This window comes from Anaerosalibacter bizertensis (genome assembly GCF_009696605.1).
Classification (GTDB): Bacteria; Bacillota; Clostridia; order Tissierellales; family Sporanaerobacteraceae; genus Anaerosalibacter; species Anaerosalibacter bizertensis.
The window spans coordinates 47,756-69,160 of the sequence record NZ_VULR01000011.1; the positions used below are offsets into that span (position 1 = coordinate 47,756).

General features: G+C 29.5%; 22 protein-coding genes, 3 tRNA genes and 1 other annotated feature. Of the genes, 21 read left to right on the top strand and 4 right to left on the bottom strand.

From position 1 onward, the window contains the following. Positions 1-53 precede the first annotated feature (53 nt). Genes dapB through FYJ27_RS08810 form a run of 3 tightly spaced genes read right to left on the bottom strand, consistent with a single transcriptional unit; the run spans position 54 to position 2,714 of the window. Positions 54-812, bottom strand: coding sequence for a 4-hydroxy-tetrahydrodipicolinate reductase (dapB, locus tag FYJ27_RS08800; RefSeq protein ID WP_154484484.1), 759 nt, complete (start codon positions 810-812; stop codon positions 54-56). A 4-nt stretch (positions 813-816) separates the two neighbouring features. Continuing rightward, positions 817-1,704 (bottom strand): 4-hydroxy-tetrahydrodipicolinate synthase, encoded by an 888-nt coding sequence (gene dapA, locus FYJ27_RS08805; protein WP_154484485.1) that lies wholly within the window; start codon positions 1,702-1,704, stop codon positions 817-819. Between the two features lie 17 nt (positions 1,705-1,721). Then, positions 1,722-2,714, bottom strand: a complete 993-nt coding sequence (locus FYJ27_RS08810; protein ID WP_154484486.1) for an aspartate-semialdehyde dehydrogenase — start codon at positions 2,712-2,714, stop codon at positions 1,722-1,724. Positions 2,715-2,848: 134 nt separating this feature from the next. On the opposite strand from FYJ27_RS08810, the gene FYJ27_RS08815 reads away from it, so the two are divergent. The 13 genes from FYJ27_RS08815 (at position 2,849) to thrS (ending at position 12,788) form a co-directional block, all read left to right on the top strand. Beyond that, the gene (locus FYJ27_RS08815; RefSeq protein WP_154484487.1) at positions 2,849-3,772 is read left to right on the top strand and encodes a type II CAAX endopeptidase family protein; all 924 of its coding nucleotides are present in this window, start codon (positions 2,849-2,851) and stop codon (positions 3,770-3,772) included. A 54-nt stretch (positions 3,773-3,826) separates the two neighbouring features. After that, positions 3,827-4,030 (top strand): small, acid-soluble spore protein, alpha/beta type, encoded by a 204-nt coding sequence (locus FYJ27_RS08820; RefSeq protein WP_154484488.1) that lies wholly within the window; start codon positions 3,827-3,829, stop codon positions 4,028-4,030. A gap of 36 nt (positions 4,031-4,066) precedes the next feature. Further along, positions 4,067-4,810, top strand: a complete 744-nt coding sequence (locus tag FYJ27_RS08825) for an SIR2 family NAD-dependent protein deacylase (RefSeq protein ID WP_154484489.1) — start codon at positions 4,067-4,069, stop codon at positions 4,808-4,810. Between the two features lie 3 nt (positions 4,811-4,813). Next, complete coding sequence (locus tag FYJ27_RS08830; protein ID WP_154484490.1) at positions 4,814-5,554, top strand: class I SAM-dependent DNA methyltransferase; 741 nt, start codon at positions 4,814-4,816, stop codon at positions 5,552-5,554. A 153-nt stretch (positions 5,555-5,707) separates the two neighbouring features. Continuing rightward, on the top strand, positions 5,708-5,908 hold the full coding sequence (locus FYJ27_RS08835; protein WP_154484491.1) for a cold-shock protein: 201 nt from the start codon (positions 5,708-5,710) through the stop codon (positions 5,906-5,908). Between the two features lie 101 nt (positions 5,909-6,009). Next, complete coding sequence (gene hslO / locus FYJ27_RS08840) at positions 6,010-6,879, top strand: Hsp33 family molecular chaperone HslO (RefSeq protein WP_154484492.1); 870 nt, start codon at positions 6,010-6,012, stop codon at positions 6,877-6,879. A gap of 50 nt (positions 6,880-6,929) precedes the next feature. Then, positions 6,930-7,005 (top strand) — tRNA-Phe (locus FYJ27_RS08845). Between the two features lie 147 nt (positions 7,006-7,152). Then, positions 7,153-7,227, top strand: a tRNA-Gly gene (locus tag FYJ27_RS08850). 137 nt (positions 7,228-7,364) lie between these two features. After that, positions 7,365-7,438: transfer RNA gene (locus FYJ27_RS08855), tRNA-Cys, on the top strand. A 60-nt stretch (positions 7,439-7,498) separates the two neighbouring features. Continuing rightward, the gene (locus FYJ27_RS08860) at positions 7,499-8,242 is read left to right on the top strand and encodes a DUF6873 family GME fold protein (RefSeq protein ID WP_195839111.1); all 744 of its coding nucleotides are present in this window, start codon (positions 7,499-7,501) and stop codon (positions 8,240-8,242) included. Between the two features lie 78 nt (positions 8,243-8,320). Then, positions 8,321-9,154 (top strand): putative sporulation protein YtxC, encoded by an 834-nt coding sequence (ytxC, locus tag FYJ27_RS08865; protein ID WP_195839112.1) that lies wholly within the window; start codon positions 8,321-8,323, stop codon positions 9,152-9,154. A gap of 89 nt (positions 9,155-9,243) precedes the next feature. Continuing rightward, positions 9,244-10,557 (top strand): histidine--tRNA ligase, encoded by a 1,314-nt coding sequence (gene hisS / locus FYJ27_RS08870; protein ID WP_154484494.1) that lies wholly within the window; start codon positions 9,244-9,246, stop codon positions 10,555-10,557. A 62-nt stretch (positions 10,558-10,619) separates the two neighbouring features. Beyond that, positions 10,620-10,824 (top strand) — a binding site (T-box leader). Positions 10,825-10,877: 53 nt separating this feature from the next. Continuing rightward, positions 10,878-12,788 (top strand): threonine--tRNA ligase, encoded by a 1,911-nt coding sequence (gene thrS / locus FYJ27_RS08875; protein ID WP_154484495.1) that lies wholly within the window; start codon positions 10,878-10,880, stop codon positions 12,786-12,788. A 32-nt stretch (positions 12,789-12,820) separates the two neighbouring features. On the opposite strand, the gene FYJ27_RS08880 is transcribed toward thrS, so the two are convergent. After that, on the bottom strand, positions 12,821-14,374 hold the full coding sequence (locus FYJ27_RS08880; RefSeq protein ID WP_154484496.1) for an ATP-dependent metallopeptidase FtsH/Yme1/Tma family protein: 1,554 nt from the start codon (positions 14,372-14,374) through the stop codon (positions 12,821-12,823). A gap of 167 nt (positions 14,375-14,541) precedes the next feature. Between FYJ27_RS08880 and pepV the strand changes: the two genes are divergently transcribed. The 8 genes from pepV (at position 14,542) to pheS (ending at position 21,401) form a co-directional block, all read left to right on the top strand. Then, positions 14,542-15,939: a dipeptidase PepV gene (gene pepV / locus FYJ27_RS08885; RefSeq protein ID WP_154484497.1), complete on the top strand. Its 1,398-nt coding sequence runs from the start codon at positions 14,542-14,544 to the stop codon at positions 15,937-15,939. Between the two features lie 217 nt (positions 15,940-16,156). After that, positions 16,157-16,696 carry a translation initiation factor IF-3 gene (infC, locus tag FYJ27_RS08890; RefSeq protein ID WP_154484515.1) on the top strand — a complete coding sequence of 180 codons (540 nt, stop codon included), beginning with the start codon at positions 16,157-16,159 and terminating at the stop codon, positions 16,694-16,696. An 18-nt stretch (positions 16,697-16,714) separates the two neighbouring features. Beyond that, entirely contained in the window at positions 16,715-16,909 is a 195-nt protein-coding gene (gene rpmI / locus FYJ27_RS08895) for a 50S ribosomal protein L35 (protein WP_154484498.1), read from the top strand. A 36-nt stretch (positions 16,910-16,945) separates the two neighbouring features. Further along, positions 16,946-17,296 carry a 50S ribosomal protein L20 gene (rplT, locus tag FYJ27_RS08900; protein WP_154484499.1) on the top strand — a complete coding sequence of 117 codons (351 nt, stop codon included), beginning with the start codon at positions 16,946-16,948 and terminating at the stop codon, positions 17,294-17,296. Positions 17,297-17,432: 136 nt separating this feature from the next. Further along, positions 17,433-18,782: a TrkH family potassium uptake protein gene (locus FYJ27_RS08905; RefSeq protein WP_154484500.1), complete on the top strand. Its 1,350-nt coding sequence runs from the start codon at positions 17,433-17,435 to the stop codon at positions 18,780-18,782. 14 nt (positions 18,783-18,796) lie between these two features. Further along, complete coding sequence (locus FYJ27_RS08910) at positions 18,797-19,453, top strand: potassium channel family protein (RefSeq protein ID WP_154484501.1); 657 nt, start codon at positions 18,797-18,799, stop codon at positions 19,451-19,453. A gap of 4 nt (positions 19,454-19,457) precedes the next feature. After that, entirely contained in the window at positions 19,458-20,255 is a 798-nt protein-coding gene (gene rlmB, locus FYJ27_RS08915) for a 23S rRNA (guanosine(2251)-2'-O)-methyltransferase RlmB (protein ID WP_154484502.1), read from the top strand. 123 nt (positions 20,256-20,378) lie between these two features. Further along, a complete protein-coding gene (gene pheS, locus FYJ27_RS08920) occupies positions 20,379-21,401 on the top strand; it encodes a phenylalanine--tRNA ligase subunit alpha (protein WP_154484503.1) in 1,023 nt (340 codons plus the stop codon). Positions 21,402-21,405 lie beyond the last annotated feature (4 nt).

A 21,405-nucleotide genomic window follows, 5' to 3' on the forward strand; every position in this document is an offset into this window, starting at 1 on the left:
TGTATATTTATTGTAATATACAAGGCTATTTTTTTATATATTTAATCTAAGTTTTACTTTTTAATTAAATTTTCCATATTATATAGACCGTTTTCTTGATTGTATAGGAATTTAGCTGCTTTAATAGCTCCTTGTGCAAATATTTTTTTAGAGGAAGCACTATGCTTTATTTCTATAACTTCATCACATCCAGCAAACATTACGGAATGCTCTCCAACTATAGTTCCACCTCTTATGGCATGTATGCCGATTTCCTTTTTTTCTCGCTTATTAGTTTTTGTATTTCTTCCGAAAACATACTCTTTAGAATTGTTCAATTCTTTATTTATTTCATCTGCAATCATATAAGCTGTTCCGCTAGGAGCATCAATCTTTTTATTGTGATGTTTTTCAATTATTTCAATATCAAAAGAGTCTTCTAATACTGGAGCAATATCTTTAACTATTGAAACTAATACATTTATACCTAAAGACATATTTGCAGAATAGAATATAGGTATTTTTTTAGAAGTATTTTCGATTTTTTCTATGTCTTCATTACTAAGACCAGTAGTTCCTATAACCAAAGGTATATTTTTTTCCATACTATATTTTAAAAGGTTAGGTAAGGAACTAGGGTGAGAAAAATCTATTATTATGTCAATATCTTCATTACAATCAAATATATTATTGTATATATTAAAATCATCACAATTATTTGATTTATTTTTATCTACACCAGCTACTAATTCCATTTCTGTATCTTTTTTTATTTCTTGAGATATTACTTGACCCATCTGGCCATAATAACCGTTAATGAGAACTTTAATCATATATTTACCCCCTTACATTTAATCCATAAGCCTTCATTTCTTCTATTAAATGTTCACGATTTTTAGTTTCCATAGTTGTAAGTGGAAGCCTTGCTGGACCTACATCTATACCGAGGGAATTCATAGCTTCCTTTACTGGTATAGGATTTACTTCTATAAACAATGAATCGATTAAAGCCTTCATATTTAACTGTAACTCTCTACTCTTTTCTAAATCCCCTTCAAGATAAGAGCTCACCATATTATGAGTGTCTTTTGGAATGATATTAGCTACTACGGATATAACACCAACTCCTCCTAATGAAAGAAGAGGTACTACCATATCATCGTTTCCAGAATAAATATCAAAATTGTCCTTGCATAGTCTAGCAATTTCTGCTACTTGTGCAATATTTCCACTAGCCTCTTTTACTCCGCGAATATTAGGATGTTTAGATAATGTTTTTAGTGTCTCAGGTAAAATATTAAGTCCAGTCCTTCCAGGTACATTATAAACAATGATAGGAATATTTACATTGTCTGCAATGGCCAAATAATGATCTATAAGACCTTTCTGAGTAGTTTTATTATAGTATGGTGTTACAATTAATAGAGCATCGGCTCCAATTTTTTCTGCATATTTACTGAGTTCTATTGAATCTTTAGTATTATTGCTACCTGTTCCAGCTATTACAGGAATTCGTTTATTTACTTTTTTTACTGCAAACCTAATGACTTCTTTTTTTTCTTCACTAGATAGAGTAGCAGATTCTCCAGTAGTTCCACAAATAATTATGGCATCTGTTTGTTCGCTTATATGCCACTCAAGTAGTTCCCCTAATTTTTCATAATTTACCTTATCGCCTTTAAATGGCGTCACTATAGCAACACCTGAACCTTTAAAAATACTCATTATAAAACCTCCTGTTTTTATTTATTTTTTAATAAAAGTTCGGCAATTTGAACAGTATTTGTAGCTGCGCCTTTTCTAGTATTGTCAGCTACTATCCAGATATTAATTCCATTCTCAACACTAAAATCTCTTCTTATTCTACCTACATATACTTCATCTTTGCCTTCTACATTTATAGGCATTGGATAGGTATCTTTTTCTACATCATCTAGTACTACAATTCCATTATAATTATTTAAAACATCATAAATTTCTTCTATATCAAAGCTATTTTCAAATTCAATATTAGCAGAGACACAGTGACCAAAATAAACAGGAACTCTTACTGCAGTAGAAGTAATTTTTAGTTTATCATCATGTAGTATTTTTTTAGTTTCTTCAATCATCTTTATTTCTTCTTTTGTATATCCATTATTCATAAAAGAATCAATATGTGGAAGGCAATTAAAAGCAATAGGATGTGGATAATTTTTAGGTTCTAAATATTCTAATCCATTTTCCAAATCATTCATACCGGCTACACCAGAACCTGATACTGCTTGATAAGTAGAGAATATGATTCTTTTTATTTTAAAATTTTCATGAAGTGGTTTCAATGGAACTACAGATTGAATTGTAGAGCAATTAGGATTAGCAATTATACCATTATGCCATTTTATATCCTCAGGATTTACTTCAGGAACTATCAATGGCACATCTTCATCCATTCTCCAAGCACTACTATTATCGATTACAGTGATTCCATGTTCTTTTGCAATAGGAGCAAATTTTTTACTAATTTCTCCCCCAGCAGAAAAAAGCAAAAGATCTATGGTTTTATTAAAAGAGTTTTTTGTTAATTCTTCTACTTCGTATTCTTTTTCTCTAAATAATATTTTTTTTCCACTTGACTTACTGGAGGCAAATAAATAGAGATTTTTTACAGGAAAATTCCTTTCTTCCATTAATTTAAGAAAGTTTCTTCCAACCATACCAGTTGCACCAACTATTCCGACATTTATTTTTTTCATATTTTCACCTCTAAATTTAGAATTATTATAATATATTATACTATAATATATTTAATTTTGTGTAATTAGAATAATCTATTTGATTTGGGATAAGAAAAAAGATACAATTAAATAAAAGGGTTTAGGAGGTTATTATGGATAATAAAAAAAAGAATCCTAGTATTTTGGAGACAAATATTTTTTATCTTGTTTTAGGAACTTTGTTAATATTCTTAGGGGGATTTGTACAATCTAGAGAGATATATTCTGGATTATTAATAACTCAATATTTAATAATTTTGCTTCCTACTATATCATATTTAAAAATAAGAGGTTATAGTTTAAAAAATACTCTTAAATTAAATAAAATATCTATAAAACAGATAGTACTTATACCATTAATAGTTATCTTTGCTTATCCAGTAGGAGCATTTTTAAATTATATATTTATTCTTTTTTTAAGTAATTTTATAAAAATAAGGCCAGCGCCTATTCCTATACCTAGTAGTTCACCAGAATTCATCTTAGGTCTAATAGTTATTTCACTATCACCAGGAATATGTGAGGAAATATTATTTAGAGGCATGGTTATGTCTTCTTATGATAAATTAGGAAAGAAAAAAGCCATAATAATATCTTCAGTATTATTTGGAGTGTACCATTTCAATCTTCAGAATCTTTTAGGACCTATTTTTTTAGGAGCAATTTTTGGATCAATAGTGTATAAGACAAAATCAATATATTCTTCTATGATTGCTCATGGCTTTAACAATGCTATAGCCTTAACTATTGGTTATTTTTTATTAGGAAAGATGGATAAAATACAAATTCAAAGTGAGGCTATTGATATATCAGCCAATTCTTTTGCTACTATATTATCTATAATTGTTGGTCTTATATTTTCAATAGTTTGTGCAAGTATATCATATAGTTTATATAAAGCATTGCCTGAAAGCAAAGAGGAAATTGAAGAAGAATTAATAGAAGATTATAATTTTAGGAAATTAGATTATATTCCATTAGTAGGTGTATTGATAATATTTATATTTTATAATTATATGTTTCTATTTAATCAATAATGAATTGAATAAAAAAAGCCTTCTCAACCATACTAAATGGAGGGAGGGGTTCGAATGGCAAAGAAGAAAAAAAAGAAAATCGAAACACTGGAAGATAAATTAAAATATGAAATTGCTGAAGAATTAGGACTTATGGATAAGATAAAAGAAGTAGGATGGGGTGGGCTTACTGCAAAAGAGTCAGGAAGAATAGGAGGACTTATAACTGTAAAGAAAAGAGAAATGGCAAAAAAAGAAGCCTCAAAGAATAAAGAATAGTATTTTAATATTTGAACATAACGGGGGTGCTTGATCATGGATATTGATAAAATTAAAAGAGCAAGTGAACTGATAAAAAAATCTTCTAAAACTATGGTGTTGACTGGGGCAGGCATTTCTACAGAAAGTGGAATACCAGATTTTAGAAGCCCTGGTACAGGTCTTTGGGAAAATACAGATCCTATGGAAGCACTATCTACTACAGTTTTATATAATGATCCAGAGAAGTTTTACAGTGAAGGTTATAAAATGCTTTTAGGAATGAAAGATGCAAAACCTAATAGGGCTCATTTAGTATTAGCAGAAATGGAAAAGCGAGGATTTATTAAAGGAATAATAACTCAAAATATAGATAATTTACATCACAAGGCTGGCTCAAAATATGTTTTGGAGGTTCATGGAAACACAAGAGAAGGCAGTTGTATGGACTGTGGTAAAAAAGTCCCATTAGATGTAATGACACAAAAAATAAATGAAGGCCAAATACCACCAAAATGTAATAGCTGTCAGGGAACATTAAGACCCGATGTAATAATGTTTGGTGATATGCTTCCAGAGGATTTTAGTATAGCTTCTAATGAAGTAAGTACCAGTGATTTACTTATAGTAGTAGGTTCTAGTTTAGTAGTATCACCAGTTAACTATTTGCCTCAAATGGCTAAGAATTTAATAATCATAAATAAAGGACGCTCTGCAATGGACCATTATAGTGATATATTATTAAACGGTTCAGCTAGTGATATATTGGAATCTATACTAGAAGAGTTAGTAGAGGAATAAAATATGAATTGTTATGAAGAGTTTGCTCTATATTATGATGAGCTTATGGATGATGTAGATTATAAAGGTTGGTTTTTATATATTAAAGATATATTTACAAGATTTGATGTAGAACCTAAAGAAGTATTAGAAATGGCATGTGGTACTGGAAATTTAACTTATTATCTATGTAAAGAAGGATACAATGTAACTGGCTTTGATATGTCAGAAGAGATGCTTTCTATAGCTTATAATAAATTGTTGCATTTTAAGAATTTAAAATTATTAAAACAGAATATGAACGATTTCAAGATGAGCAAACAATTTGATAGCATAGTATCTATTTGTGATAGTATAAATTATATTCTTAATAAAGATGAGCTTTTAAAAATATTTAAAAATGTATATGAGCATCTGAAAGAAGATGGTTTATTTATATTCGATATTAATTCCTATTATAAGTTGAGTGAAATTATAGGAGATAATACTTTTGTTGAAGATAGAGATGATATATACTATGTTTGGCAAAATTATTTCGATAAAGCTAGTAGTTTAGCTCAATTTAATTTAGATTTTTTTATTAAAGATGAAGATGGAAGCTATATGAGATTTGATGAAGAGCATATAGAGCGTGCTTATCAAATTGAAGAAATTGAAAGTATTCTTAAAGAGGCAGGATTTAAGGGAATAAAAAAATATGAGGCATTTACATTTAATACTCCTAAAAATAATAGTGAAAGAATTAATTTTGTTGCTAAAAAGTAGTAAAAAATTATCTGAAAGTTTATTGAATAATTTGTTATTTTTGAGGAATACTATTTGACAACAGTATTTAACTGTGATAATATTAGGGAAAGTAGAGGGTATTACATACATACTCATCTATATTAAATTAGTTGTATTGGAGGAATGTTTTAAATGGTTAATGGAACAGTAAAGTGGTTTAATGCTACAAAAGGTTACGGATTTATTTCTACTGAAGATGGCGAAGATGTATTCGTACATTATTCAGCAATTGAAGAAGATGGATTCAAAACTTTAGAAGAAGGACAACAAGTTGAATTTGAAATAGTTGAAGGAGAAAAAGGTCCTCAAGCTACAAGTGTTAAAAAACTATAATTAAATATAAAAACTTGTAGATAGTTTTAAATTGTAGCAAATCAGCCCCTAACATTAGGGGCTTTAAATATCTCTAAAACAATATAGAAAAGGAGTTAACTATGAAAGATTACGTTATTAGAGCTATTGATGAAAAAGGAACTATTAGAGTATTTGTTGCCAGTACTACTAATTTAGTAGAAGAGGCTAGAAAAACTCACAATACCATGCCTACAGGAACAGCTGCCTTAGGTAGGACTTTAACAGCAGCTAGCATTATGGGAACAATGATGAAGAATGAAAAAGAAAGTATATCTATTCAATTTCGTGGAGATGGGCCTATTAAGAACATAGCTGTTGTATCTAATTCAAAAGGTGAGGTTAAAGGCTATTTAGGTGACCCTACAGTGGATTTACCATTGAAAAGTAATGGTAAATTAGATGTAGGTGGAGCAGTAGGAAGGAATGGAAGGGTTATTGTGATAAAGGATTTTGGTCTTAAGGATCCTTATATTGGGCAGTCTAGTATAGTTTCGGGAGAAATAGCAGAAGATTTAACATATTATTTTGCGAATTCTGAGCAACAGCCATCAGCAGTTAATTTAGGTGTATTAGTAGATAGGGATTTATCTGTAAAAGCAGCTGGAGGCTATATAGTTCAATTACTTCCAGGAACTTTAGATGAAGATATAGATAAACTGGAAGAATGTATAAAAAATTCTGAACCTATATCTACATTAATAGATAAGGGATTAACTCCAGAAGAAATACTTGAAAATGTATTTGGAAAATTTAATATGAATATTTTAGATAGAAAAGAAGTTTCATTTAAGTGTAATTGCTCTAGAGATAAAATAGAAACAACTCTCAGAAGTTTAGGTGAAAAAGAGATAAAAAGCATGATAGAGGAAGATGGAAAGGCAGAAGTTATATGCCATTTTTGCAATGAAAAATATAATTTTTCAAAAGAAGATTTAAAATCTTTGCTTTAAGTGTTGACTTTAACTTATAATTGTTGTATACTATCAAATGTGGTTAAGTTGCCCAGATAGCTCAGTCGGTAGAGCAGGGGACTGAAAATCCCCGTGTCGGTGGTTCGATTCCGCCTCTGGGCACCATTACATTAAAACTATGTACTAGAAATTTTGCGGAAGTGGCTCAGTGGTATAAGCAGAGAACCCAAATCTATGATTTGGTGTGAATCGCTTAGTGGACGCAGTTAGATGCAGCATAAAATTTTGTTAAATTTCAAAATCAAATAATTTGCGGAAGTGGCTCAGTGGTAGAGCATCGCCTTGCCAAGGCGAGGGTCGCGGGTTCGAATCCCGTCTTCCGCTCCAGGAAATTAAATATGGCGGCATAGCCAAGTGGTAAGGCATAAGTAGAGAACCAAAACATGTTTTTCGTTTTGTGTGAATCACTTAGTCGGGGGAGTTCTTTAGAATTACTATTTCAAAACAATCATAAAATTAAATATGGCGGCATAGCCAAGTGGTAAGGCAGAGGTCTGCAAAACCTTTATCCCCAGTTCAAATCTGGGTGCCGCCTCCAAGAAAACCTTCTATATCTTATAGAAGGTTTATTTTTTTAGCTTTAAAAGGAGGAATATATGTGAAAAACAATCCTTTTATACCATATAAAAAAGGAAATTTAGTTATTATAGATGGAAGGGTAGATGAAAAAGTAATAAAGTTTTTAGAAAAGTTAAATATAAAAGTAATAAAAACTGTCAAATGTGAAGATGTTCATGAGGCTATAGCTTATCATCCAGATATAGTGCTACATCCTATAAATTATAAAACTTTAATTGTAGCTCCAAATGTTTTTGAATATTATGAAGAAAAATTCTTTGGAACGGGTATAGAACTTATAAGAGGAGAAAAACAATTAGTAAGAGACTATCCAGGAGATATAGCATATAATGTAGGAAGAGTTTATGGATATGCAATTCATAATTTTAAGTATACAGATGAAAAACTTCTTTTCTATTTAAAAAAAGAAGGATTGGAATTAATTCATGTGAATCAAGGTTATACAAAATGTTCTATGGCAGTAGTAGATAAAAAAGCTATTATTACTGCTGATCGTCCTATATACGAGGCAATGGTTAAATGTGACATAGATACCTTATTAATAGAACCAGGATATATAGAACTAGAAGGATTTGACTATGGATTTATAGGTGGTTGTTTTGGTAGTATATGCAAAAATGACATATTTATTTCAGGAAAATTGGATGATCATCCAGATAAAGATAAAATTAATAACTTCCTAAAAAAACATAAAAAAAATCTAATTTTTTTAAGTAATGATAAAATTGTTGATCTTGGTACAATAATTACTTTATATTGTTAATATTGTAATCTTATAAATAGTATATACTTATGCCAAAAACGTATACTACTAATGTCATCAAAGAGAGGAGGATTGAAATTGTTATCTATTGGGGTAAAAGAAACCAAAAGTCAAATAAATGATATATTTAATAAATATGATTTTGGAAATAATGTTGAAGTTAAAGAAGAAAAAATTAATGACAGATTTTTTCTAATATTTTATTTTGAAGGTAAAGAAGAAGAATTTTATAATATTATATCTTTATTTATTAGTGAAATAATATTTGAATATTATTTAAAAGAGATAATATTAAAAGATGTTTTTATGAAATATAAGAATTTCAATAGAGATGAAAAGGTTGAAATTGTTCAATTAGCTTATAAAAACTTATATAATGAAAATGAATTTGTAAAAGAGAAGGAATTAATATTTAAGGAAGTATATGACTATATCTCTATTAATGATTTAATGATAATAGATGGATTTGTAAGCTTTAGATTGAAATCTAGAGATAAGATTATAAATGAAATTATAAAAAGAAGTATAGATGAATTTTCAGCTGTTAAGGAATATAGGGAATTTATAAATATACTTCAATATTTTATAGACATTCAAGAACCTAAAATTGATTTAATAAATGTGGTTATAGATGATGAATATAAATTATATGATAAGGAAAACAATTTAATAGATAATGATTTTTTTAGTGATATTATTAGTGAATTATCAGATGATGGTATTAATGAAGATGATATTTTAATTAGTTCTATAATTACAATAGCTCCTCAGAGATTAATTATTCATGTTAATGAAGAAAATAAGGATAAAGAAATTGTAGATATACTTCAAAGTGTTTTTATAGATAAGGTTGAGTTTTGTAAAGGTTGTAATTTATGTAATATAAAAGTCCCATTAAATAAAGAAAAATAAAGAAAGTCTTACTTTCGTTTTTATACTTTGAAAGATTTTAAAAAAATGATATTATAAGTATTAGTATAATGTATTTTAGGGGGGATATAATGGATAAAGAAAGAGTTAAACCTTCAATATTACCAGGATTTATGGAATTGTTGCCTTCAGATCAAGTATTATTTAATAAAATGTTAGATATTATAAGAGAAAATTATGAGAAATTTGGATTTTTACCAATAGATACGCCAGTAATTGAAAAATCAGAAATATTATTGGCAAAAGGTGGAGGAGAAACAGAAAAACAGATATATAGATTTAAAAAGGGAAGTAATGATATGTCTTTACGTTTTGATTTAACAGTACCTTTAGCAAGATATGTTGCTCAATACTTCCCTGATTTAAATTTTCCATTTAAGAGATATCATATAGGAAAAGTTTATAGAGGAGAAAGGAATCAAAGAGGAAGATTTAAAGAATTTTATCAATGTGATATAGATATTGTAGGAAATGGGAAGTTGGGTATCATAAATGATGCAGAGATTCCAAGTGTTATATACTCTACTTTTAAAGGATTAGGTTTTGAAAATTTCACTATTAAAATAAATAATAGGAAGATATTAAATGGTTTCTTTAACTACCTTGGTATAGAAGATAGAGTTGGTACATTAAGATCTATAGATAAAATTGATAAAATAGGAATTAATGGTGTAAAAAAAGAATTAGACAAAATTGGTTTAAGTATAGAAGCTGTTGAAAAGATAATTCAATTTATGAACATAGAAGGCACCAATGAAGAAATATTACATAATTTAGAAGATATGAATATTGATAACGAAGAATTTCAATTAGGTTTAGAAGAACTTTCTTTAGTTATAGATTATGTAAAATACTTTGGAGTTCCAAATGAAAATATAGCTATAGACTTGACTATTGCAAGAGGATTAGACTATTATACAGGAACTATATATGAAACATTTTTAGACGATTATCCAGACATAGGAAGTGTTTGTTCTGGGGGTAGATATGACGATTTAGCTAAACATTATACAAATCAAAAATTACCTGGTGTAGGGATGTCTATAGGACTTACTAGACTTTTTTATCAATTCAAAGAAGCAAATATTATTGAAAGCAATGAAGATAGTTTAATAAAAGCTATTATAATACCTATGGAAGGTTGTTTAGAAGAATCAATAGAAGTTGGCAATAGATTAAGAAATGAAGGAATTAATATTCAAGTATATTTAGAGAAAAATAAAATGGGTAAAAAGTTTAACTATGCAAACAAATTGGGAGTTCCCTATGTAATAATATTAGGTCCTGATGAATTAAAAGATGAAAAAATGACTATAAAAAATATGGGATCAGGAGAACAAAAAATGTTTGAAATAGAAGAAGGTATAAAACTTTTAAAAAGATAGAAAATAATATTGACAAGGCATAAAATAAAAGCTATAATATTTGACTAAGTAAAATTATATATTTAAAAGCTATGAAGGGAAGAGTAAGTTAATTAATCCTTCAAGAGAGGGATTGTCTTGGCTGGAAACAATCCTAAGGTATTGTTAACTGAAAACCAACCCGAAGCTGAATCCTAACTTTTTTAGGGAAGGATTTCCGCAATTTGCGTTATTTGACTCAAGCACCAATTAGGGTGGAACCACGAGATATAAACTCTCGTCCCTATGTTTCATGGGATGAGGGTTTTTTTGTATTTAAAAATAGAAATAGGAGGGAAATTATGGATAAGATAATTATTACTTTACCAGATGGTTCAAAAAAAGAGTATGAAAAAGGCGTAACTGTATATAAAATAGCTAGTGATATAAGTCAAGGCTTAGCAAGGGTTTCTTTAGGAGCAGTAGTGAATGGAAAGACATTAGGCCTTAATGATGCTATAGAAGAAGATGCTGAAGTGAAAATTGTGAAATTTGAAGATAAGGAAGGAAAGGAAATTTTTAGGCATACTAGTTCTCATATATTAGCTCAGGCTGTGAAGAGATTGTATCCAGATACTAAATTAGCTATAGGCCCAGCTATAGATGATGGATTTTATTATGATTTTGATACAGAACATAGATTTACTCCAGAAGATTTGGAAAAAATAGAAAAAGAGATGAAGAAAATAGTTAAAGAAGATTATGAATTAGAAAGGTTTGTTCTTCCTAGAGATGAGGCTATTGAATTTTTAAAAGAAAAAGATGAGCCATATAAAGTTGAATTAGTAGAAGATTTGCCAGAAGATGCAACTATTTCTTTTTATAAACAAGGTGACTTTGTAGATCTTTGTGCAGGGCCCCATTTAACTAGGACAAAGCCAGTAAAAGCCTTTAAGCTTCTAAATATAGCAGGTGCATATTGGCGTGGAGACGAAAAGAATAAAATGTTACAAAGAATTTATGGAACTAGTTTTATGAAAAAGAAAGATTTGGATGAATATCTAGATAGATTGGAAGAGGCGAAGAAAAGGGATCATAGGAAGTTAGGAAGAGAACTAGATTTATTTAGTATTCATGAGGAAGGACCTGGATTTCCATTTTTCCATCCAAAGGGAATGCTTCTTAGAAATATATTAGAAGATTTTTGGAGAGAAGAACACAGAAAAAGAGGTTATGGAGAGATTAAAACACCTTTAATATTAAATGAAGAACTATGGCATAGATCAGGTCACTGGGATCATTATAGAGAGAATATGTATTTTACAGAAATAGATAATAATGACTATGCTATAAAACCTATGAATTGTCCTGGTTCAATGCTTGTATATAAAACAAAAATGTTTAGTTATAGAGATTTTCCTTTTAGATGGGCTGAGTTAGGTTTAGTTCATAGACATGAGCTTTCTGGTACATTACATGGTCTTATGAGAGTAAGAAGCTTTACTCAAGATGATGCTCATTTATTTATGCTACCTAGCCAAGTTAAGGATGAATTAGTTGGTGTAATGGATTTAGCAGACTATATTTATGATGTATTTGGATTTAAATATCATGTTGAGCTTTCTACTAGACCAGAAAATTCTATGGGGACAGATGAACAATGGGAAATGGCAACAAATAATTTAATAGAAGCTTTGAATGAAAAAAATATAGATTATATAGTTAATGAGGGAGACGGAGCATTTTATGGACCAAAAATAGACTACCATTTAGAAGATGCTATAGGTAGAACTTGGCAATGTGGTACAATACAATTGGATTTCCAAATGCCAGAAAGATTTGACTTAACTTATATAGATAAAGACAATGAAAAGAAACGTCCAGTTATGATTCATAGAACTATACTTGGTAGTATAGAAAGATTTATGGGAATTCTTATAGAACATTATGCTGGAAAGTTCCCTGCATGGTTGGCTCCAGTCCAAGTATCTATTCTTCCTATATCTGATAAATTTAATGAATATGCTTATGAACTTGAGAAAATATTTAAAGAAAATAATTTAAGAGTTGAGGTAGATGATAGAACTGAAAAAATAGGATATAAAATAAGAGAAGCTCAACTACAAAAGATTCCTTATATGTTAGTAGTAGGGGAAAAAGAGGTAGAAGAAAAAGCTGTATCTGTAAGAAAGAGAGATGAAGGAGATCTTGGACAAATAGGAGTAGAAGATTTCATAGAAAAAATAAAAAAAGAAATAGAAAATAAGAGATAAATAAAATGAGACCTTTTTTAAGGTCTCGTTTATTATGTGGCATAGTCTAAATCAGTTTTATATTCTTGAAATATCTTATCCAATTCTTCACTAGTTATGGTTTCTTGTTTCATAAGCAAATCAGATATATGGAATAATATTATTTTATTATCCTCTACTATCTTTAGAGCGTTTTCAAAACATTTATCTATTATTTTTTTCATTTCTCGTCTAATTATATCGTAATTGTTTTTTATATAATACTCATCTATAGAAATATTACCTAATGTGCTCATTCCATAACTACAAACCATTTCTTGTGCAATTTGAGTTGCTTTAGTTAAGTCGTCTTTTGCTCCTGTGGTTATTTCATTAAAAATTACTTGCTCTGCAGCTCTTCCTGCAAGAAGACCAGTAATCTTTCCCATTAATTCTTTTTCAGTGAGTAGGTATCTTTCTTCTTCTGGAAATTTTAAAACATATCCTAATGCTTGCCCTCTAGGTACTATAGATATTTTTTGTACCATATCAGTTTTAAGTATTTTGCTAACTAAAGCATGACCTGCTTCATGAATAGATACAGTTTTTTTCTCTTTTAATAAAATAGATGGGTTTTTAATTTCTAGTCCTGCTAATACCCTTTCGATTGCTTGATTAAAGTCTTCACAGTCAACCTTGCTTTTATTCTTTCTTACTGCAATTATCGCAGCTTCGTTGGCTATATTTGCAAGTTGAGCTCCAGAAAGTCCATGAGTTTTATTTGCTATATCTTCTATAGAAACACCATTATGAAGAGGTTTATTTTTAGTGTGTACTTCTAGTATTTTTTTCCTTGCTTTTATATTGGGATTGCCAACATAAATATGTCTGTCAAATCTACCTGGGCGTAGCAATGCTTCGTCTAGTAAATCTAATCTATTGGTTGCTCCAATGACTACTACTGTTTCACTAGTATTAAATCCATCCATTTCTGATAAAAGTTGATTTAGTGTTTGATCTTTTTCATTGTTTGAATCTAAATTTCTTCTGGCTCCTATAGCATCTATTTCATCAATAAAAATAATACTAGGAGCATCTTTTTTTGCTTTTTCAAACATACTTCTTACCCTTTTTGCACCTACTCCTACATATTTTTCAACAAATTCAGAACCACTAGCATATAGAAATGTAGAATTGGTTTCTCCAGCTACAGCTTTTGCAAGGAGCGTCTTTCCAGTTCCTGGTGGGCCGTGAAAAAGGATTCCTTTTGGAATCTTTGCACCCATTTTTGTGTATTTATGCGAGTTATTAATAAAGTCAATGGTTTCTTTAAGTTCTTCTTTAATTTCCTCTAGTCCTGCTACATTTTTAAAAGAAACATCTGGTTTGTTATTATTTTTCTTATTTCCTTCTTTATCACTACTTAATGCTAAAGGGGCTAACTGTGGGTCTGAATCTAGTTTTATATAGTAAACAACAAAAATAATTGTAACTATCCATACTATAAATCTATCTGCATTTGTAATTTTTTCGAATCCAGATGTAGAAAAATATTTATCGTAAAAAAGTAGTGATGAAAAAATTACACTTAAAATAGTTATTAGAAGAATTATTTTTTTCTTTCTCAAATGATCCCCACCTTTTTATATTTTACTAATAATAGTTTAACCATTTAGTTTTTTTATATAAAAATAATTGGAGGATTGTTGAAGGAAATATTTTGAAAAGGTATAATGTAAATAAGAAGTTTAAATTATAAGATAATAGACAAAATAAAGAATAAGGAGGGGTTTTTTTGGATTTTATTGAATTAGTAGAAAGCTATAAAGATGATATAGTCAAATCAACACAGGAAATAGTTAGAATAAAAAGTGTTGAAGGTGAAGGTAAACCGGGTATGCCTTTTGGTGAAGGGCCATATAATGCACTTAAATATGCACTAGATATAGCTGAAGATATGGGATTTAAAACAAAAAACCTAGATGGATATGCAGGACATGCAGATTTTGGTGAAGGTGATGAAACTATAGGAATATTAGTCCATTTAGATGTAGTACCAGAAGGGGATGGATGGACATACCCACCTTATAGTGGAGAGATTCATGATGGAAAAATCTTTGGCAGAGGAACATTAGATGATAAAGGACCTGCTATAGCAAGTTTATATGCTATGAAAGCTTTAAAAGAAGCTAATGTGTCTTTAAATAAAAAAATCAGGATAATATTTGGTACCAATGAAGAAACAGGATGGGGATGTATGAAATATTATTTTGAACATGAAAAAGCTCCAGATATGGCTTTCACACCAGATGCGGATTTTCCAGTAATACATGGGGAAAAAGGTATAATAGCTTTTGATCTTGTAAAGAAGATAGAGAATAATAGTTGCGGAGATATTTCTATAAAAAGTATAAAAGGTGGAAATGCAGTTAATATGGTTCCAGATTATTGTGAAGCAATACTTGAAGTGAAAGATATGGATTATATAGAAAATAAGCTTAAAAATTTTAAAGAAAAGAACGATTATGATATTTCTATAGAAGAAAAAGATGGAATAGTTAAAGTAATTGCCAAGGGATCTTCTGCTCATGGAAGCACTCCTGAAAAAGGAGAAAATGCTATTACCTATCTTATGTTGTTTTTAGGAGAAATACTTGATTGCAATTGTGATATTTGCGATTTTATAAAGATTTATAATGAAAAGATAGCATTAAAACATAATGGAGAAGGAATAGGCTGTGGTTTTGAAGATGAGGTTTCAGGAAAACTGAATTTTAATCCAGGAGTTATAAAAACTGAAGATGGTAAAATTACTTTATCAATTAATATTAGATATCCTATAAAATCCAGTTCAGAAGAAGTATATAATGGTATTAGAAAAGAACTAGAAGGGACTGGAATAGAGCTTATAGAAGATGATGATGAAATGAAGCCTATATATGTTCCTAAAAATGATCCATTAGTTGAAAAGCTTATGAAGGTATATAAAGAAGAAACTGGTGATTTAGATAGTGAACCTATTACTATTGGCGGTGGAACTTATGCAAGGGCAATGGACAATGCAGTAGCTTTTGGACCAGTATTTCCAGGACAAGAGGAAGTTGCCCATCAAAAAGATGAATATATTTCAATAGAACATTTGATGAAAATGGCTAAAATATATGCAAAGGCACTATATGAATTAGCAAAATAATATATAAACATATTGACAAGTTAAATTAACTAGCATATAATGTATAAAGAAACTTAATATTGGATAGGTTCAAGTAGAAGTGTCCGCTTCTCACCTTATAGCTAAAGCTCATAAGGTTTTATAATTGTTATATAATAAGTATTTTTTTACTTATTATATACATTAGTGTTTTTCTATTTTGAGAGAAAAGCGGATAGTTTTATCCGCTTTTTTATTTTTGTTTAAAAATTTTGGGAGGTGGCGTAATATTAAAGAGCTTCAAATTAATGAACAAATAAGAGAGAGAGAAGTTAGGCTTATTGATGTAGATGGTGAGCAGGTGGGAGTAGTTCCAAGTAAAAAGGCTTTAGAAATGGCCTATGACAAAAAGCTGGATTTAGTAAAAGTAGCCCCTAATGCAAAACCACCAGTATGTAGAATAATGGATTATGGCAAGTATAAGTATGAAATGGCTAAGAAAGAAAAAGAAGCCAGAAAGAATCAAAAGGTAATTAATATAAAAGAAATAAGATTGACTCCAAATATAGAGGATCATGATTTAAATGTAAAAGCGAATAAAGCAATAGGATTTTTAAAAGATGGAGATAAAGTAAAAGTAAGTGTTAGATTCAGAGGAAGACAAATGGGCCATACAGACATGGGAAGGGAAGTTTTAGGTAAGTTTATAGAAATAACTTCAGAAGTTGGAACTGTAGACAAAAGACCTAAAATGGAAGGCAGAAATATGGTCATGTATTTAGTTCCAAAGACAGAATAGATAAAGGAGGTAATTTATATGCCAAAAATGAAAACTCATAGAGGAGCAGCAAAAAGATTTAAAAAAACTGGAACAGGTAAATTGAGAAGATATAAAGCTTATAAAAGCCATAAGACTGGAAAGAAATCACCAAAAAGAGTAAGAAACTTAAGAAAAGGTGCAGTAGTTAGTGAAAGTGATTACAAGAGAATTAAAAACTTATTACCTTACTAGAATAAATTTATATAGGAAGCGAAGGAGGTAGCTCATATGGCAAGAGTGAAAAGAGCAGTAAATGCAAAAAAGAAACATAAAAAGGTATTAAAGCAAGCAAAAGGATACTATGGTGCTAAAAGCAAATTATATAGACCAGCTAATCAAGCGGTAATGAAATCATTGGATTATGCATATACAGGAAGAAAGCTAAGAAAAAGAGATTTTAGAAAAATGTGGATATCAAGAATAAATGCAGCTGCAAGATTAAATGGAATGAATTATAGTACATTTATAAGCGGTTTAAAGAAAGCTAATATAGATATAAACAGAAAAATGTTATCCGAAATGGCTATAAACGATCCAGAAGGTTTCTCAAAATTAGTAGAAATTGCAAAAGGTATGTAAAGTAAAAGTTCCGATTTCGGAGCTTTTATTTTTTCCTTCTTTACTCTGAAAGAATTTGTACATATTGGGATAAATTAATAACTATCTGCTATATTTGAAACACTATTTTTAGTACCATGTTTTAGGAGATGATTTAATGGATTTTTTAAAAAGAAGATTAAGACAATTGGAGCTTAATCCTCCTAGAGTTTTGGCATTAGGGTTTGCTGGATTGATTTTAATTGGAGCTATACTATTAAATCTGCCTATAGCTTCAAAAAGTGGAGAAAGTATCGGGTTTATAAATGCACTGTTTACATCAGCTTCGTCTGTATGTGTAACAGGCCTTGTAGTAGTTAATACAGGTGAGTATTGGTCTTTGTTTGGACATATTGTTATTATATGCTTAATTCAAATGGGTGGATTAGGTTTTATGACTTTAGCTACACTAGTTGCTTTAATCTTGGGTAAAAAAATAACTCTAAAGGAAAGACTTATAATAAAAGAACAATTGAATCAAGAAACAATGTCTGGTTTAGTTAAACTTACTAAGTATGTAATCCTTTCGACATTTGCAATAGAGGGATTAGGAGCTCTTTTTCTTTCTACTAGGTTTATTCCTAGATATGGATTCATCAAGGGATTATGGTTTTCAATCTTTCATTCAATTTCGGCATTTTGTAATGCGGGATTTGATATTACAGGAAATAGTATAGTTCCTTTTAAGGGCGATATTGTAGTAAATTTAACTATAGCTTTTCTCATAATAATAGGAGGTTTAGGTTTTTCAGTATATATTGATATATCTAGGCACAAAAGGTTTAATAGATTATCTTTACATTCAAAACTTGTTTTAGTGATTACCCTAATACTTATAATAGTAGGAATGATATTATTTTATATAATAGAATGGGATAATCTAGGAACTTTAGAGCCATTAAATACAAAAGAAAGGATTGTAGCATCTTTTTTTCAATCGGTAGTTACAAGAACTGCAGGATTTAATTCTATAGATATGTCAAAGATGAAAGATACTACAACGTTTATTATGATAATATTAATGTTTATTGGAGGTTCTCCTGGTTCTACAGCTGGAGGAATAAAAACTACAACTTTTGGAGCAATACTTTTAACTACTTTTACAGTTATAAGAGGAGGTAGAGATGTAGTAGCCTATAAAAGGAGAATTCCTCAAGAAATAATATATAGGGCTTTAACTATAGCTAGTATAGGAATATTTTTAGTAACTGTTATTTCAATGATATTGACTATTTCTGAAGGTGCAAATTTCTTAGATCTATTATTTGAAACTACATCTGCATTTGCTACTGTAGGACTTACAAGAGGAGTAACACCAGATTTAACTGATTTCGGAAAAATACTAATAGCGATTACCATGTATTTAGGTAGGGTAGGACCTTTGACTATGGCATTTGCTTTTGCTAAAAGGCAAAAGAATTCAATTAAAAATTATAGATATTCAGAAGGCAATATACTTGTTGGCTAGAAAGGAGATAGAGTATGAAACAATATGTAGTTATTGGATGTGGGCGTTTTGGTTCAAGTGTGGCAAAAACATTATATGAACTTGGAAATGATGTATTGGCTATAGATAGGAATGAAGAAATAGTTCAGGAAATATCTGAATATGTAACCCATGCTGTTCAAGCAGATGTAATGGATGAAAATGTATTGAAAGAATTAGGAATTAGGAATTTTGATGTTGTAATTGTAAGTATTGGCTCTGATTTAGAGGCTTCTATATTAGCAACTTTAATTGCAAAAGAATTAGGGGTAAAAGTTGTTATAGCAAAAGCTCAAAGTGAATTACATGGAAAAGTATTATCAAAAATAGGAGCAGATAAAGTAATTTTTCCAGAAAGAGATATGGGTGTAAGGGTTGGACATAATTTAGTGTCATCAAATATCTTAGATTTTATAGAGCTTTCTCCAGATTTTAGCATTGTAGAAATAACTGCTATCCCTGAATGGGAGAATAAGACATTAAAAGAATTGAAATTGCCTACTAATTATGGAATAAATATTATGGCAGTAAAAAGTGGAGACTATATAAATGTTTCTCCTTATGCAGATGATAAAATTTTAGAAGGGGATATATTAGTGGTTATTGGAAATACAGAGGATATTAAGAAACTAGAAAAAAGTTCAGGTGAATAATGAAATGAAAAAGATAAATAGTCCCTCTAATCCAATTATTAAAGTGGTAAAGGGACTTTATAAGAAAAAGGAAAGATGGAAAAAAAGACTTTTCCTGATAGAAGGGGTAAAAATAGTTGAAGAATGTATAAGGTGGGATATTGAACCTGTATATATTTTATTTTCAAATGATTTATTTAAGACTACTGGAGGAGAAAAATTATTTAATAATATAAAAAAATATGATGATAAACTAATAAATCTTCCTAGTAGATTACTTAAAGATATTTCAGATACAGAAAATCCTCAAGGTATATTAGCTGTTTTAAATTTTAATAATATAGACTTTAAAGTGCTCCTTGAAAAAAAAGATAAATTTATTGTTATATTGGATGAACTTCAAGACCCAGGTAATATGGGTACAATAATAAGGACTGCCGATGCTTTTGGAGCAAGCGGAGTGGTTTTGACTCCAAATTGTGTAGATTTATATAATCCAAAAGTTGTTCGTTCAACTATGGGATCTTTATTTCATATTCCTATAGCTCAAGTAGAAGATAAAATCCAGCTAATAGAAGAGTTAAAAAATGAACATATAAAAATATATGCCACGTCTTTAGAGTCTGCAAATTATATTTATGATGTAGACTTTAAAAGAGATTTTGCTTTAGTAATTGGTAATGAATCTAAAGGTATATCACAAGAAATATTAGATTTAGCAGATAATACTATTAAAATTCCTATAATAGGAAATGCAGAATCTTTAAATGCAGCTATAGCATCATCTATAATAATGTATGAAACTGTTAGGCAGAGAAGCTAATATTTCTTGTATTTTATCTTTGCTAGTGCTATAATTTAATAAAATAGTTTTGAGATTTGCGACCTTACCTCTATGGGATAGGTCTTATTTTTTATATAGTCAGGAATGAAAGGAGTTTGGAAGATGAAGGATGAGATAAATAAGATTAAAGAAGAGGCAATGGGAGAAATAAAAACTTTAAACAATATGGAAGAATTAGAAGAGTTGAGAATTAAATTTTTAGGTAAAAAAGGCAAATTAACTAAGGTACTTAGAGGTATGGGCAAATTGTCTAATGATGAAAGGCCTGTAATTGGGCAAATGGCTAATGAGGTAAGACGGGATATTGAAAAAGAAATAAATAATACAAGAAAAAGATTAAAAAGGGAAATTCAAAAAAAGAAATTAGAAAAGGAAAGAATAGATATATCAATTCCTGGTAAAAACTTTATCTTGGGACACAGACATCCCTTAGTTAAAACTATAGAAGAGCTAGAAAATATATTTATGAATATGGGGTTTAGTGTAGTTTATGGTCCGGAAGTAGAGACGGTTGAGAATAATTTTGATGAATTAAACTCTCCGGAGAATCATCCATCAAGAGATTTAACAGATACGTTTTATATAACTGAGGATATACTTTTAAGAACTCATACATCACCTGTTCAAATAAGGGTTATGAAAGAAAACAAACCTCCACTAAGAATAGTATCAGCAGGTAGAACTTTTAGATTTGATGATGTAGATGATACTCATTCTCCTATGTTCCATCAATTAGAAGGACTTGTAGTTGATGAAAATGTGACTATGGCTAATTTAAAGGAGACAATCGATATTTTTATAAAAGAGTTATTTGGAGAGGATATGAGGACGAGATTTAGACCACATTATTTTCCGTTTACTGAACCAAGTGCAGAAGTTGATGTATCTTGTCTTAACTGTAAAGGAAAAGGATGTGAAGAATGTAATGGAACAGGGTGGAGTATGGAACTTTTAGGATGCGGAATGGTAAATCCAAAAGTACTTAAGAACTGTGGTATAGATCCAGAAAAATATAGTGGTTTTGCTTTTGGATTAGGAATAGACAGAATAGCTATGGTAAAATATGAAATAGATAATATTAGGTTATTATTTGAAAATGATATAAGATTTTTAGAACAATTTTAAGAAT

Excerpts from the sequence above, each read along its gene's own strand:
- dapB (WP_154484484.1), bottom strand. The coding sequence starts at position 812 with ATGATTAAAGTTCTCATTAACGGTTATTATGGCCAGATGGGTCAAGTA.
- dapA (WP_154484485.1), bottom strand. The coding sequence starts at position 1,704 with ATGAGTATTTTTAAAGGTTCAGGTGTTGCTATAGTGACGCCATTTAAA.
- FYJ27_RS08810 (WP_154484486.1), bottom strand. The coding sequence starts at position 2,714 with ATGAAAAAAATAAATGTCGGAATAGTTGGTGCAACTGGTATGGTTGGA.
- FYJ27_RS08815 (WP_154484487.1), top strand. The coding sequence starts at position 2,849 with ATGGATAATAAAAAAAAGAATCCTAGTATTTTGGAGACAAATATTTTT.
- FYJ27_RS08820 (WP_154484488.1), top strand. The coding sequence starts at position 3,827 with ATGGCAAAGAAGAAAAAAAAGAAAATCGAAACACTGGAAGATAAATTA.
- FYJ27_RS08825 (WP_154484489.1), top strand. The coding sequence starts at position 4,067 with ATGGATATTGATAAAATTAAAAGAGCAAGTGAACTGATAAAAAAATCT.
- FYJ27_RS08830 (WP_154484490.1), top strand. The coding sequence starts at position 4,814 with ATGAATTGTTATGAAGAGTTTGCTCTATATTATGATGAGCTTATGGAT.
- FYJ27_RS08835 (WP_154484491.1), top strand. The coding sequence starts at position 5,708 with ATGGTTAATGGAACAGTAAAGTGGTTTAATGCTACAAAAGGTTACGGA.
- hslO (WP_154484492.1), top strand. The coding sequence starts at position 6,010 with ATGAAAGATTACGTTATTAGAGCTATTGATGAAAAAGGAACTATTAGA.
- hisS (WP_154484494.1), top strand. The coding sequence starts at position 9,244 with ATGGATAAAGAAAGAGTTAAACCTTCAATATTACCAGGATTTATGGAA.
- thrS (WP_154484495.1), top strand. The coding sequence starts at position 10,878 with ATGGATAAGATAATTATTACTTTACCAGATGGTTCAAAAAAAGAGTAT.
- rpmI (WP_154484498.1), top strand. The coding sequence starts at position 16,715 with ATGCCAAAAATGAAAACTCATAGAGGAGCAGCAAAAAGATTTAAAAAA.
- rplT (WP_154484499.1), top strand. The coding sequence starts at position 16,946 with ATGGCAAGAGTGAAAAGAGCAGTAAATGCAAAAAAGAAACATAAAAAG.
- FYJ27_RS08905 (WP_154484500.1), top strand. The coding sequence starts at position 17,433 with ATGGATTTTTTAAAAAGAAGATTAAGACAATTGGAGCTTAATCCTCCT.
- FYJ27_RS08910 (WP_154484501.1), top strand. The coding sequence starts at position 18,797 with ATGAAACAATATGTAGTTATTGGATGTGGGCGTTTTGGTTCAAGTGTG.
- rlmB (WP_154484502.1), top strand. The coding sequence starts at position 19,458 with ATGAAAAAGATAAATAGTCCCTCTAATCCAATTATTAAAGTGGTAAAG.
- pheS (WP_154484503.1), top strand. The coding sequence starts at position 20,379 with ATGAAGGATGAGATAAATAAGATTAAAGAAGAGGCAATGGGAGAAATA.